This window comes from Microbispora sp. CA-102843, assembly GCF_050936215.1.
Classification (GTDB): domain Bacteria; phylum Actinomycetota; class Actinomycetes; order Streptosporangiales; family Streptosporangiaceae; genus Microbispora.
Genome location: NZ_JBNJNF010000001.1, coordinates 7,967,531 through 7,981,483, shown reverse-complemented (window position 1 = coordinate 7,981,483; position 13,953 = coordinate 7,967,531). Strand labels below are relative to the sequence as shown.

At 71.2% G+C, this 13,953-nt stretch carries 10 protein-coding genes; 4 read left to right on the top strand and 6 right to left on the bottom strand.

Annotation, left to right across the window (positions count from 1 at the left end):
• Positions 1-58: 58 nt before the first annotated feature.
• The 4 genes from ACQEVJ_RS36845 to ACQEVJ_RS36830 all read right to left on the bottom strand — a co-directional run bounded on the left by ACQEVJ_RS36845 (position 59) and on the right by ACQEVJ_RS36830 (position 4,182).
• Positions 59-1,516 (bottom strand): NADH-ubiquinone oxidoreductase-F iron-sulfur binding region domain-containing protein, encoded by a 1,458-nt coding sequence (locus tag ACQEVJ_RS36845; RefSeq protein ID WP_433109290.1) that lies wholly within the window; start codon positions 1,514-1,516, stop codon positions 59-61.
• Positions 1,513-2,373: a hypothetical protein gene (locus ACQEVJ_RS36840; protein ID WP_433109289.1), complete on the bottom strand. Its 861-nt coding sequence runs from the start codon at positions 2,371-2,373 to the stop codon at positions 1,513-1,515. The genes ACQEVJ_RS36845 and ACQEVJ_RS36840 overlap by 4 nt, the downstream gene beginning before the upstream one ends.
• Positions 2,374-2,485: 112 nt before the next feature.
• A complete protein-coding gene (locus ACQEVJ_RS36835; protein ID WP_433109288.1) occupies positions 2,486-3,571 on the bottom strand; it encodes a DUF1996 domain-containing protein in 1,086 nt (361 codons plus the stop codon).
• Positions 3,572-3,594: 23 nt separating this feature from the next.
• The gene (locus tag ACQEVJ_RS36830) at positions 3,595-4,182 is read right to left on the bottom strand and encodes a DUF4142 domain-containing protein (RefSeq protein ID WP_433109287.1); all 588 of its coding nucleotides are present in this window, start codon (positions 4,180-4,182) and stop codon (positions 3,595-3,597) included.
• A 129-nt stretch (positions 4,183-4,311) separates the two neighbouring features.
• On the opposite strand from ACQEVJ_RS36830, the gene ACQEVJ_RS36825 reads away from it, so the two are divergent.
• The gene (locus tag ACQEVJ_RS36825) at positions 4,312-4,890 is read left to right on the top strand and encodes a sigma-70 family RNA polymerase sigma factor (protein ID WP_433109286.1); all 579 of its coding nucleotides are present in this window, start codon (positions 4,312-4,314) and stop codon (positions 4,888-4,890) included.
• A complete protein-coding gene (locus ACQEVJ_RS36820) occupies positions 4,890-5,090 on the top strand; it encodes a zf-HC2 domain-containing protein (RefSeq protein ID WP_433109285.1) in 201 nt (66 codons plus the stop codon). The genes ACQEVJ_RS36825 and ACQEVJ_RS36820 overlap by 1 nt, the downstream gene beginning before the upstream one ends.
• On the opposite strand, the gene ACQEVJ_RS36815 is transcribed toward ACQEVJ_RS36820, so the two are convergent.
• Positions 5,047-7,266: a bifunctional polysaccharide deacetylase/glycosyltransferase family 2 protein gene (locus ACQEVJ_RS36815; protein WP_433109284.1), complete on the bottom strand. Its 2,220-nt coding sequence runs from the start codon at positions 7,264-7,266 to the stop codon at positions 5,047-5,049. The two genes, ACQEVJ_RS36820 and ACQEVJ_RS36815, sit on opposite strands and share 44 nt — an antisense overlap.
• Positions 7,267-7,273: 7 nt before the next feature.
• Positions 7,274-7,843 carry a hypothetical protein gene (locus tag ACQEVJ_RS36810; RefSeq protein WP_433109283.1) on the bottom strand — a complete coding sequence of 190 codons (570 nt, stop codon included), beginning with the start codon at positions 7,841-7,843 and terminating at the stop codon, positions 7,274-7,276.
• A gap of 309 nt (positions 7,844-8,152) precedes the next feature.
• Here ACQEVJ_RS36810 and ACQEVJ_RS36805 point away from each other — a divergent pair, with 309 nt between their 5' ends.
• A complete protein-coding gene (locus tag ACQEVJ_RS36805; RefSeq protein ID WP_433109282.1) occupies positions 8,153-8,974 on the top strand; it encodes a tryptophan 2,3-dioxygenase in 822 nt (273 codons plus the stop codon).
• A 26-nt stretch (positions 8,975-9,000) separates the two neighbouring features.
• Positions 9,001-13,944, top strand: coding sequence for an NAD-glutamate dehydrogenase (locus ACQEVJ_RS36800; RefSeq protein ID WP_433109281.1), 4,944 nt, complete (start codon positions 9,001-9,003; stop codon positions 13,942-13,944).
• Positions 13,945-13,953: the final 9 nt, after the last annotated feature.

Sequence of the window (13,953 nt, the reverse complement as noted above, 5' to 3'; positions counted from 1 at the left end):
GGTGGTGATCTACCTCGTTGAGACGCTCATGGAACCGGTCCGGTTGGTTACAAGCCCATCACTTCGTTCCTATACGCAGGGCCAGCGCGGGGCACATCTCCACGGCCTTCTGCGCCTCGCCCAGCAGCCACGAGGGCACGCCGGTGTCCATGAACACCGGAAAGCCGTGGCGGTCGAGCTTGACCAGCTCAGGCACGAGGTGCGCGCACAGGCCGTGGCCCTGGCAGCGGGTCCAGTCGACGACGAGCCGCGCGTCCTGCGCGTCCTCGATCGGCAGCGGCAGCACGCCCTTCGTCGCCCGCCCGCAACCGCCGTGGAAGCGGTGCTCCTCCACGTCGTCGGCGAACGCGTCCAGGGCCGACAGCACGAACCTGGCCGAGCCGTCCGGGTGGAAGCAGGCGCCCCGGCCCTTCACCGCGGCGGCGGCCCGGCGGACCAGGTCGGGGCCGTCCGGGTCGCCGTCCTGGAGCCGGCGGCAGGCCCGCGCGAGGTCCGGCAGGCCGAGGCGGCACGGCCCGCACTGCCCGGCCGACTGGGCGGCGAGGTAGCCCGCCACCCGCGCCGTCTCGCCGAGGGGGCAGGTGTCCTCGCCCAACACCACCACGATCCCCGCGCCCAGCTCGCCGCCCGCCTCCTTCGCGCCCCGCCGGGACAGGATCGCGCCGTACGCGTCCTCGGCGGACATCCACGTGCCGTGGTAGCCGCCGAGCAGCAGCCCGTCGCCGATCTTCGCCTCGCACAGGTTCAGCACGTCGGCCAGCGGCACGCCCGGCGTGACCTCCACGACCGCGGGGGTGGTCACCGAGCCGCCGACCGTCAGCAGGATCGTCCCCGGCTCCTGGACGGTGCCCACCGCGGCGTACTCCTCCGGCCCCAGCTCGGCGAGCACGGCGAGCTGGGCGAAGGTCTCGGTGTTCGACAGCAGTGTGGGCAGCCCGCGCACCCCGCTGTCGCTGGAGCGGACCTTCCGGCCGGGGGGCAGGCCTGCCTCGCCGTTGACCGCGCGGACGAGCGCGCCGCCCTCGCCGGAGATGAACCGCTCCTGGATGCCCGAGACGCGGACCAGGCCGGTCAGGCCGCGCTCGGCCACGGCGGCGGTGACCGAGGCCTCGGCCAGCTCGCCGGCGCCGACCGCGATCACCACCTCCCGCGAGCCGAGCGCGCTGGCCGCGAGCAGAGCGCCCTCCAGGACCAGATGGGGCGCCCGGGTGAGCAGGGTCTTGTCCTTCAGGCTGGCGGGCTCGCCCTCGGCGGCGTTCACCAGCACGACCGTCTCGCTGTCGCGGGCGCGGGAGGCCACGGCGCGCAGCTTGCGCGCGAACGGGAACGCGGCCCCGCCCCGGCCCCGCAGGTCCACCTCCTCGGCCATGGAGATCAGCGCGTCCACGGTCTGGCCCGGGAGCCGGTCGTGGAACTTGTAGTGCGCGTTCAGGTCGAGCCTGCGGTGGTCGTCCAGACCGGCGGTGAGCCGGGCCGGGCCGAGCCGCCGGACGTGGGAGACGCGGTAGGGAATCAAACGATCCTCCGGAGGCGGGGTTCCTGGGGGGTGGGAGGCGTGTCGAGGACGTCGAAGGGATCGGTGCCGGTGCGGCCGAGGACGGCGGCCTCACGCGGCGCCTGCTGCCGCCGTACGACGGGCCGTGGCGTCGCGAGGTCCTCGCGGACCGAACGGTCGGTGTTCCAGTCGGTGGTCGGGGCCTGCCGTGCGGGCCGGGTGGCGGCGGCGAGCCGGATCAGCAGGGCGGCGCCGACCCCCGCCAGGCAGGCCACGTAGCTGAGGGTCACCCAGGGCGCGGCGGACCGGCCCGCGGTCAGGCCGTGCAGGATCGCCACCGGCCAGGCGAGGTAGGCCAGGTCGTGCAGCCCCCGCCACAGCCAGGGCCGCTCCGCCTGGGCGAACCTGCCGCGCATCACGCCGGTCGCGACGATGACGACGAACAGGTCCGAGGCCACGGCCCCCAGCGACACGTAGACGTTGGTGGACGGGATCACCGACCCGTACGGCGGCACGAGTCCGGCGGCGATCTTCATGCCGATATGGACGATCAGGAAACCGATCCCGAGCAGCGCCATGGCGCGGTGCACGAGCTGGACGCGCACCCGCTGGGAGATCGGCAGGACGACGCGGTCGGTCGCCGCCAGGCCGAGGGCGACCGTCGTCGTGAGGCCGACGAGAGAGAAGACCCCGGCGTAGAACGTGAGGAACGACTGGGCGTCGGCCAGGAACACCGCGCCGCCGCTGGTCCGGGTGGCGGCGAGCCCTCCGGTGAGGGCCAGGGTGACCACGGCGCCGAGGCCGATCCGTACGCTGCGCCTTTCGAGGTCGAGGCCGGAATCCGGCCGGGTGTGCCGGGGAGCCCGTCTGTTGGGCACTGATTCCTCCGTCTGATCAATACGGGCTCGGAGTGGGGGGCGCCGCTCCCCGTCCTCAGGCGGGGGTGGTCTGCGAAGGACCGGACGGGGAGCGGCACGTGTGGGACGCGGCTCAGCAGCGCAGGCCGCGGTTGACACAGGAGACGACCGTGCTCATCAGCCGGTCGGGCATGACGTTCTCGAAGTCGGCGTGATCGGTGATCGGGTTGTGCAGCTGCTCGGGGAAGCTGTCCACCGCGAACGACGGCCCGCTCGGCACCGAGTAGGCCAGGGTCATCCGCAGTTGGGGGATCGCCCGGGTGCCCGCGGGGCAGGCGCCGTTCGCGCCGGGGAACACGACGTGCGTCCTGTGGTTGGCGCTGTCGGTGTTCTGGCCGTCCCAGCAGCTGGGGAAGTCGAGGACGCGCAGCACCAGGCTGCCGCGCGGGCAGAGCGGATACTTGCTCGTCAGCCGGTTGGTGAAGCCGGTGCAGGTCCACTGCGCCCGGGCGTTGGCGCCGCCGTTGGTGGCCGCCTTCGCGTCGCCGGTGATCATCCGGAGGAAGCGGGGCATCGCCGCGACCCTGCTGACCGGGTTGCCGCGGAACTGCAGCGTGACCGACCGGGCCAGGAGGATCCCGCCGATGTTGCCCTCGGACGCGCCGCCCGGCTCGTCCGCCCCCGCGCCCGTACCCGTACCTGTATCCCGGCCACGATCCCGCGTGGCCTGGGATTGGGCGGCCGGCGCGGCGGTGTCGTCCGGCGAGGGGGAGGCCGCCGGCTGGGCGCCGACGCCGGTGCGGCCGCGCAGCACGGGCCAGAAGTACGCCGACCTGTCGCCGAACCGGCAGGTGGTGCCGCCCGCGGCGAGGCTCTGATCGGTGGAGAAGCCGTTGGTGGTGAGGTTGCCGACGTAGTCGTGCACGTGGTGCGCGCCGTTCGACACCCCGGGCGTGACGATGTGGTTGTCGGAGTTGCGGTGGCCGTTCTCGTTGCGTCCGCAGCGTGAGGTGAACGAGCCGCGCCCGGCGCGTACGCCGATGTTCCCCGGCGGGACCTGCCGGATGTCGACGAAGTCCTCCAGGGCCGGGCCGACGTCCTCGCACTCCGTGCCCTGGATGGAGGGGTCGCAGTGGTCGGCGAGCGCGGGCCGGCCCACACCGGTCAGCGAGCCTGCGATCAGTACGCCCGCCATCGCGAGCACGAGCCGTTTTCGCATGGATGCTCCTTAGACAGTGCCTTCTAGACCGTGGGAGTGGGCAGCGTGGAGTAGTCGACGAGCCCCGTGCCTTCGAGCAAGGTCATGTGCTTCATCACGACGTCGACCGCCTGCCCGGCGAAGTCGCGGATCAGACTGTTGCGGGTGCCCGCCCGTACGGCGGAGACGAAGGTGAACACCTTGCCGTGCGCGTCGCGCAGGCGGGCGGCGAAGACGCGGTCGAAGCCGGCGCCGCGTGCGGCGGCCATCTCGTCCAGCCACCCGCGCTGGTCCGGGTTCGGCTGGTCCGGCAGCGGGACGGCGAGCTTGGCGGCGAGTTCCCTGACGGCCGCGTCGAGCTTGGTGTGGTCCTCCACGAGGTGCCTGCCGACGTCCTTGACCTTGTCGCTGCCGGCCCGGTCCTGGGCCCAGCGGCCGGCGGGGATCTCCCAGAGCCCGGCCCAGCGCACCCGGACCAGCAGGTCGCGGTCGGCCGGACCCAGCGGGCCGTAGGGAGTCTGCGTCCAGCCCGCCTGGGACGAGGCGCTCCGGGGGACGACCACGATCACCGTGACGGCCGCCGCGAAGAGGAAGACGCCGAGCACCAGGAGTTCCCCAAACCGGAACCGCATCGTGCCTCCTTTCGTGACCTTCGGTCGGAGGTACGCGGTCCCCTGGGGCGCGGTTCAGGAAATAGTCAGAAATGACTGGAGTTACGGATGTGGTGTACGAACATGTAACCCTGGTGCAAATATGTGGCCGTGCGTCGACAACTCGACAGCCGGTTCGTGCGTCTTGACCCCCCTGACTACGACGCTGACAACGAGGACCCCGATCGGGATGAACGCCTGATCCGGGAGCTGTACCGCGAGTTCGGCGGTCCGCTGCTGCGTCACGTGCGCAAGACGACCGGCAACGACCTGCAATGGGCTGAGGACGTCGTCCAGGAGACGCTGGTGCGTGCCTGGCGTAACTCGGCGAAGCTGACGTGGGAGCCGCCCTTGCTGTGGGCGTGGCTCCTCACCGTCGCCCGCCGCATCGTGATCGACGGGCGCCGCAGGCGCGGCGTACGGCCGAGGGAGGTGGAGGCTCCCGAAGAGGACAGCATCGCCGTACCGGACGGCTCGGACCGGACGCTGGCGGCCATCGTGGTCGCGGACGCGCTGAGGCGCCTGTCGAGCCAGCACCGGGAAGTTATCGAAGAGACATACTTACGCGACCGGACGGTAAGCCAAGCGGCCGAGGTTCTGGGCATCCCACCGGGTACCGTGAAATCCAGGCTCTTTTACGCCCTGCGCGCGCTTCGCGCGGCCCTGAAGGAGAAAGGGGTGGCCAGCTGATGTCCGCGTCGTCGCCGCACTTCGACGTGGCAGCGTACGCCCTGGGAGTGCTGGACGACGACGACGCCGAGGCGTTCGAGCGGCACCTCGACGAATGCGCGCCATGCCGGGCGGAACTGCTGGAGGCCCAGGAGCTGCCCGGCATGCTCGACGCCATCAAGGACGGCTCCTCCGTCTCCTCGGAGCGTTCCCACCCCTGACCGGCCGGCGCCGGCGGCCCGCGAGGGACGGTTTCGGGACGGACGGTCCCGCCAGCTGGAACGTGCCCTCCCGGCGCACCGTGTGCCAGCGCAGCCGGGCCCCCAGAACCGCGGTGGCCACCGACTGGATGACGACCAGGTACATCAGCTGCCGGTAGACGAACTGCTGCAGCGGCAGCACCCACAGCACCGAGGCCCGTTCGCCGTCCAGGCGCAACGCGTACCAGCCGGTGAGCGCCTGCACCGCGACGAAGCCGGCCCACACCGCGACCACGGGAAGGGGATCGCCGACGAACAGCCCGTAGAGGGCCATGACGTCGACGACGGGGGCCAGCAACGGCAGGAACACCTGGAACAGCGTGAGATATCCGAGGCATCGACGGCCGAACGGAAGGCGCTCCACGACCGCCCCGCGATGCTTCCAGATCGCCTGCAGCGTGCCGTAGCACCACCGGTACCGCTGCCGCCACAGCTGGCCGAGTGAGGCGGGCGCCTCGGTCCACGCGCGGGCCCGCTCCTCGTAGACCACCCGCCAGCCCCTGCGGTTGATGGCCATGGTCAGGTCGGTGTCCTCGGCGAGCGTGTCCGCGCTGACGCCTCCGGCCGACGCCACCGCCTCCCGGCGGAACGCGCCGATCGCCCCCGGCACCGTCGCCATGCAGCCGAGCAGGTCGAACGCGCGGCGGTCCAGATTGAACCCGACGACGTACTCGACGTGCTGCCAGCGGCCGATCAGCCCGCGCCGGTTGCCGACCTTGGTGTTGCCGCTGACCGCGCCGACGGTGCGGTCGGCGAGCGGCCGTACGAGGTTACGGATGGTTGAGGGTTCGAAGACGGTGTCACCGTCCACCATGACCAGGATGTCGTGGGCGGCGTGGGCGATGCCGGTGGCGAGCGCGGCGGGTTTCCCGGCGTTCGGCTGCCGGATCACCCGGACCCCGGGCAGGCCGAGCGAGGCGGCGATCCGCCCCGTGTCGTCGGCGGAGCCGTCGTCCACGACGACGATCTCGACCGGGCCCGCGTAGTCGGTCCTGACAAGGGACCGCACCGTCGCCTCGATCCCCGCCGCCTCGTTGTAGGCGGGGACGATCACCGAGACCGGCGGCGGGGCCGCCCAGCGGGGCATGCCGGTGTTCGCGGATCTCCCGCGCGTCCTGCGGGCGTGCGCCCACGCCAGTGCGACGAAAAGGGTCATCCGGAGCACGGTGAGCACGCCGGCCGCGGCGAGGAACCAGCCGAGCGCCTCGACGAAGGCGAAGGAGGCCCGCTGGGCGAACCCCAGGACCGTGCCGAGGACGCGCTCGTCGGGGGAGGCGGCGGTGTGCGCCGTGGGGAGCCCGACGGCCTCTGTGAGCGTGGTGGCGGAGTATTTCATCCTCTCCAGCCGGGTGAGCAGCCGGTCGACGGCGGCCAGCGTCCGGGTGCGGTCGCCTCCCGAGTCGTGGAACATGATCACCGCACCCTCGCCCTCGACCGTGCGCGCGAGGGACGCGAGGACCATCTCGTCCACGGGCGGGCGGCTCCAGTCCTGGGTGTCCACGTCGGCGAACGTCACGAGGTATCCCTCGTCGCCGAGCAGCCGCATCGCGGCGAGCTGCCCGTACCCGACCGCTCCCGGGGCCGAGGAGTACGGAATTCGGGCGAGGCGGGTGTGGATCCCGGCCGCCGCGGCCAGCGTCTTCTGGGTCAGGGACATCTCCACGCGGACCCGCCAGGCCGGCACCGCGCCCAGATCGGCGTGAGTGTAGGTGTGGTTGCCGATCTCGTGCCCTTCGGCGACCACGCGGCGGGTGAGCTCGGGGTGCTCGGCGACGTGGGCCCCCAGGACGAAGAAGGTCGCCTTCGCGTGGTGCTTGCGGAGCAGGTCGAGCAGCCGGGGCGTCCAGCGCGGATCGGGACCGTCGTCGAAGGTGAGCGCCACCCGGCGGGGCTTGGGCCGCGCGCTGAGCGGCCGGGACCCCGAGACGTTGACCAGAGGGCCGCCGGAGCGGATCTGCTCCAGCTCGGCGGAGTCGCCGTAGTCCGCCGGGGGCGCCTTGGTCTCGCCGATGACGTTGTGCGCGTACGCGTTGAGCAGCAGCGCTCCGGCCATGAGCAGCGCGGCGATCGCGACGAGGAACCAGTGGCCGCGCGGCTCGGCAGGTCTCCGCTCGGCCGGTCTGCGCTGTCGTCTCATGGACGCGTCACTGGGAGGCCCCGGGCGTCTGCCCGGGCTGCTGGGGAGGCGTCTGGACGGTGCTGGGCTCCGGCGCCGGGGTCCGCGTCGCCTCCTTGGCCGGCGCCGTGGTCTGCGCGACCTCGGGAGCCGACGGCGCGGGCGTGGACTCACCGGACGCGGAGATCTTCACATCCGGCTCCGGGACCGCGGAAGGCGTCCTGCTCGGCTTGAGGCTCTTCTGCTTGGAAGGAGCGGCGGAGGGAGCCCTGCTCTGCAGTCCGCGAGCGGAGGGCGTCCGCCGCGCGGAAGCCGCCGTCACGCGTGGCGTGCCACTCGCCCGGGGGACACGCCTGCGCTCGGATCTCCGAGACGGGGTGGGGGAGCCCATGGGGGACCGTTCCACGACCTGCTGTCCCTGCGTGCCCGGCCATCCCATCGGGGGCAGCTCGGGGCCGGCCAGTGCTCCGCTCACCAGGGTGAGAGTCAGCGCCAGGACGACGATCGCCCCGCCGACCGCAGCGGCTGTCAAGATCTTGGCCCGGCGTCCGCTCTGGTCCACGAAGACGGCCGTACGCTCCGGACGATGATCTTCCACGACGCATGATCGTACGCGAGTCGAAAGCAGCTTCGAGAAGTTCAAACCGTTTTGTGATCAGGCATTTCGGGATTTCCCGATGTCCGGCGCGCGACCTCCCGCCGGTGAGCGGGCGTCTCCGGGGCGGCTTGCGCATGAGAGCCCCCGGAGGGGGTGCGGCTGGTTAAATAGGACAAGGTCAATCCCCTGGTCGCGCGCACGCGGACGAAGTTGACGTTTGTGCCGTTATGGGGTGGTATCGGGGGCGGTGGTGCCGGGCTTTCGGTCAATGGGGATCGGAAGGGCGCGCCCATCGTGGAGGAGTGGCGCATGCCTGCGACGCCGTATGGCCGGGCCGGGTCCGGGGACGTGCTTCCCCCGCCCCGCAGCTTCGGCGAGGAGGGCGGGCGCCTGTCCTACGGCGGTTATCTCCGCCTGCCCGAGCTGCTCGCCCAGCAGGAGCAGCAGTCCGGGGCCAGCGACGAGCTGCTGTTCATCACCGTCCACCAGGTCTACGAGCTGTGGTTCAAGCTCCTCCTGCACGAGCTGGAGCGGATCAGGGACGCGATGATTGAGGGCGCGCTGTGGCGCGCCAGGCATCTGTTCCGCCGGGTCCACGCGGTGGAGAAGGTCCTGGTCGACCAGGTCCAGGTGCTGGAGACCATGACGCCGCAGGACTTCCTGGAGTTCCGGTCGGTCCTCGCCCCCGCGAGCGGCTTCCAGTCGGTGCAGTTCCGTGAGATCGAGTTCCTCTCGGCCGTCAAGGACCCGTCGTACCTCGGCCGGCTGAGGGACGCGAGCGAGGCGGAACTCGCCAGGCTCCGGCGGCGGCTCGCCGAGCCGACGCTGTGGGATGCTTACCTCACCGCCCTCTCCCAGCGCGGCCTGCCGGTCTCCGACGAAGAGATCATGGACTCCCTGCTGGCCGTGGCCCGCGACCGGGGATCGTACGACGACCTGTGGGACCTGGCCGAAGATCTCCTCACCCACGACGAGACGACCGCGCTCTGGCGGATGAGGCACGTGCAGATGGTGGAGCGCCAGATCGGCACGAAATCCGGTACGGGAGGCTCGTCCGGGGCACCGTACTTGAGGGGGAGAACGCGTTTGCACTTCTTTCCCCTGCTCTGGGAACTCCGGGCCTGGCTTTGAATCCTCACAAGGGAGTGAGTAGCGACATGCCGCTCGAAATGGCGCTGAATCGGCAGGAATCGGATGAAGCGCTGGACGAGCTTCTCCGCATCGCCGCCGAGAGGTGCGCGCACGCGCCGGGAGCGCTCCAGGTGGAGGGCGAGGACCCCCTGGCCTTCCTGAGGCGGTACTACCGCAACGTCCCGGCCGAGGACCTGGCCGACCGCGACCCGGTGAACGTGTACGGCCCGGCGATGGCCCACCGCCACCTGGCCCAGCACCGGCCGCAGGGACGCGCGCTGGTCCGCGTCTACACCCCCACGCTTGAGGAGTTCGGCTGGGACCCGGGCCGCACGGTGGTCCAGATCGTCACCGACGACATGCCGTTCCTCGTCGACTCGGTGACGACCGAGCTGGACCGGAACGAGATCGGCACCCACCTGATCGTCCACCCCCAGATGCGGGTGCGCAGGGACATGACCGGCGAGCTGCTCGGCCCCGAGCAGGAGAACGTGACCGGGCAGGTCATCCGCGAGTCGTGGATGCACATCGAGATCGACCGGCAGGCCGACCACACCGTGCTCAAGCGGCTGGAGAGCGACCTGCTGCGGGTGCTGCTCGATGTACGCTGCGCGGTCGAGGACTTCGCCAAGATGCGGGCGCTGGCCGTGCAGACCGCCGAGGACCTGGCGGTCAATCCGCCGCCGCTCGACCCCGCGCAGGTCGAGGACAGCACGGAGCTGCTGCGCTGGCTGGCCGACGGCCACTTCACGTTCCTGGGCTACCGGGAGTACCGGCTTGAGGACACCGACGGCGGCGCCGCGCTGCGCCAGCTGCCCGGCACCGGGCTCGGCATCCTGCGGGCCGACAAGCCCGGATCGGCCAGCTTCGCGGCCCTGCCGCCGAAGGTCCGCGCGAAGGCGCGCGAGAAGCAGGTGCTGATCGTCACCAAGGCCAACAGCCGGGCCACCGTCTACAAGCCCCACTACCTCGACTACGTCGGGATCAAGGTCTTCTCGCCGGAGGGCGAGGTGATCGGCGAGCGGCGGTTCCTGGGGCTGTTCACCCACGTGGCGTACAACGAGTCGATCTCCCGGATCCCGGTGCTGCGGCGCAAGCTCGCCGAGGTGCTGGAGCGGGCCGGGCTGTCGCCCGACAGCCACGACGGCAAGGATCTGATGGAGATCCTGGAGACCTACCCGCGCACCGAGCTCTTCCAGACCTCCGTGGACGAGCTGCTGCCCATCGCGCTCGGCGTGCTGCGGCTGCGTGAGCGCAAGCAGGTCAAGCTGTTCGTGCGCCGCGACGACTACGGCCGCTACATCTCCTGCCTGATCTTCCTGCCGCGCGACCGCTACACCACCAAGGTCCGCCTGCACATGCAGCGGATCCTGATGAAGGCGCTCGGCGGCACCTCGCTCGACTACAGCACGATGATCGGCGAGTCGGCGCTGGCCCGGCTGCACGTCGTGATCCGCGGCGAGCGCGGCAAGCCGCTCGCCGAGACGCCGGTCGACGTCGAGGAACTGGAGGCGCGGCTGGCCGCCACCACCCGCACGTGGGAGGACGACCTCGCCGCCGCGATCAACGAGCTGTGCCCGGAGGAGGACGCGCCCCGGCTGCTGCGCCGCTACGGCTCCGCCTTCCAGGAGGGCTACAAGGCCGACTTCCCCGCGCGTACGGCCGTCGCCGACCTCAAGCGGCTGGAGGCGCTCGGCGAGGACCCGAACGCCATCGGCATCAACCTCTACGAGCCGTACGGCGCGGCGGAGGGGGAGCGCCGCTTCAAGCTCTACCGGCTCGGCGCGCCGATCTCGCTGTCGCGGGTGCTTCCGCTGCTCACGCGGATGGGCGTCGAGGTGGTGGACGAGCGGCCTTACGAGATCGACCGCGACCACGACCCCGACACCCGGGACGCCTGGATCTACGACTTCGGCCTGCGGTACACCCCCTCGGAGGAGGTGCACCGCGACGAGTTCAAGCGGTTGTTCCAGGACGCGTTCGCCGTGCTGTGGCGCGGCGAGGTGGAGAACGACGGCTTCAACGCGCTCGTGCTGGCCGGCGGGCTCACCTGGGAGCAGGCCGAGATCCTCCGGGCGTACGCCAAGTATCTGCGGCAGGCCGGGGCCACGTTCAGCCAGTCGTACATCGAGAAGGTGCTGCGCGGCAACGTGCGGCTGGCCCGGCTGCTGGTGCGGCTGTTCGAGGCCAGGCTCGACCCCCGGCGGCCTGACGACGGCAGGCTGGAGGTCTGCGACGCGCTGACCGAGGAGATCCTCGCCTCGCTGGACGAGGTGGCCTCGCTCGACGAGGACCGCATCCTGCGGGCCTACCTGGAGATGATCCAGGCGACGCTGCGCACCAACGTCTTCCAGGCCGCGCGCGACGACGGGCGCGACGCCGGGGACGCGGGCAGCCAGTTCGTCACCGGCAGGCGCAAGCCGTACATCTCGCTCAAGGTCGATCCGCAGGCGATCAGCGTGCTGCCGCTGCCCCGGCCGAAGTACGAGATCTTCGTGTACTCGCCGCGGGTCGAGGGCGTGCACCTGCGCTTCGGCAAGGTCGCCCGCGGCGGCCTGCGCTGGTCGGACCGCATGGAGGACTTCCGCACGGAGATCCTCGGCCTGGTCAAGGCGCAGATGGTCAAGAACACCGTCATCGTGCCGACCGGCTCGAAGGGCGGCTTCGTCGTCAAGCAGCCCCCCGCGGGCGGGCGCGACGAGTTCCTGGCCGAGGGCGTGGCCTGCTATCGCCAGTTCATCTCCGGCCTGCTCGACCTCACCGACAACCTGGCCGCGGGGGAGGTCGTGCCGCCGCCCGACGTCGTGCGGCACGACGGCGACGACACCTATCTCGTGGTGGCCGCCGACAAGGGCACCGCGACGTTCTCCGACATCGCCAACGAGGTGGCCAAGGAGTACGGCTACTGGCTCGGCGACGCCTTCGCCTCCGGCGGGTCTGTGGGCTACGACCACAAGGCCATGGGCATCACCGCCAGGGGTGCCTGGGAGTCGGTCAAGTACCACTTCCGCACCCTCGGCGTGGACGTGCAGAGCACCGACTTCACCGTGGTCGGCGTCGGCGACATGTCCGGCGACGTGTTCGGCAACGGCATGCTCCTGTCGGAGCACATCCGGCTCGTGGCTGCCTTCGACCACCGGCACGTGTTCATCGACCCCGACCCGGACGCCGCGCGGAGCTTCACCGAGCGGCTACGGCTGTTCGAGCTGCCCAGAAGCTCCTGGGACGACTACGACAGGTCGCTCATCTCGGCGGGCGGCGGCGTGTGGCCGCGCACCGCGAAGTCGATCCCGGTCTCGCCGCAGGCGCGCCACGCGCTCGGCCTGCCGCACGGCGTCACCGCGCTCGCGCCGAACGACCTGATCAGCGCGATCCTGCGGGCCCCCGTCGACCTGCTGTGGAACGGCGGCATCGGCACGTACGCCAAGGCGTCGTCGGAGACCCACGCCGACGTGGGGGACAAGGCCAACGACGCGCTGCGGATCAACGCGGCCGACCTGCGCTGCAAGGTCGTGGGCGAGGGCGGCAACCTCGGCTTCACCCAGCGGGCCCGGATCGAGTTCGCGCTGAACGGCGGGCTGATCAACACCGACTTCATCGACAACTCGGCCGGCGTGGACACCTCCGACCACGAGGTGAACATCAAGATCCTGCTCGACCAGGTCGTCCGCGACGGCGACATGACCGACAAGCAGCGCAACCAGCTCTTCCTCGACATGACCGACGAGGTGGGCAGGCTGGTGCTGGAGGACAACTACGCCCAGAACGTCGTGCTCGCGGCGGCTCGCGCGCAGGCGCCGGAGATGCTGCACATCCACGCCCGCTACCTGCGGAGGCTGGAGCGCGAGGGGCTGGTCAACCGGGAGCTGGAGTTCCTGCCGTCGGACAAGGTGCTCGCCGAGCGGCGCCAGGCCGGGCTCGGGCTCACCAATCCCGAGTTCGCGGTGCTGCTCGCCTACACCAAGCTCGTGGTGGACGCCGAGCTGCTGCAGTCGGACATCCCCGACGACCCGTCGCTGGCGTCGTGGCTGGTGTCGTACTTCCCCTCGGCCCTGCGCGACCGTCTCCGGACGTACATGGACTCCCACCCGCTGCGCCGGGAGATCATCACGACCCGGATCGTGAACGACGTGGTGAACTTCGGCGGGACGAGCTTCGTCTACCGGTTCGGCGAGGAGAGCGGAGCCTCGACGCCCGACATCGTGCGGGCCTACCTCGTGACGCGGGAGGTCTTCGACCTGCCGTCGTTCATGCGGCAGATCGAGGAGCTGGACAACGAGGTGGACACCGCGACCCAGCTCGCGATGCTGCTGGAGGGCCGCAAGCTGTCCGAGCGCGGCACCCGCTGGCTGCTCGGCAACCGCCGGCCCCCGCTCGATCTCGCCTCCACGGCCCGCTACTTCATCGAGGGCGCCGGCGGCCTGCTGCCCCACCTGCCCAAGCTGCTGACCGGTCCCGACCTGGCGGCGTACGAGGAGCGCAGGGACTCCTTCGTGGCCAGGGGCGTGCCCGGCGAGCTGGCCGAGCGGGTCGCGGCGATGGTGCCGGCCTACTGCACGTTCGACCTCGTGGAGATCGCGGCGTACACCGGCCGGCCGGTGAGCGAGGTGGCCGAGGTCTACTTCGATCTGGCCGACCGGCTCCAGCTCGCCCGGCTCCGCGAGCGCGTGATCGCGCTGCCGCGCGACAGCCGGTGGAACTCGATGGCCAGGTCGGCGCTGCGCGACGACCTGTACGCCGCCCACGCGACGCTCACCAGGGACGTGCTGATCCACAGCCGGCCGGGGCTGTCGCCGGAGGAGCGGCTGGCGAGCTGGACGGAGGCCAACCAGGCCGCGGTGACGCGGTCGCGGCAGACGCTGTCGGAGATCTGGGAGAGCGACACCTTCGACCTGGCGACGCTGTCGGTCGCGCTGCGCGCGGTGCGGACGCTGGTCTCCACCAGCAACCTCCCCCACACGGAGGCGTAGACCGTGCTC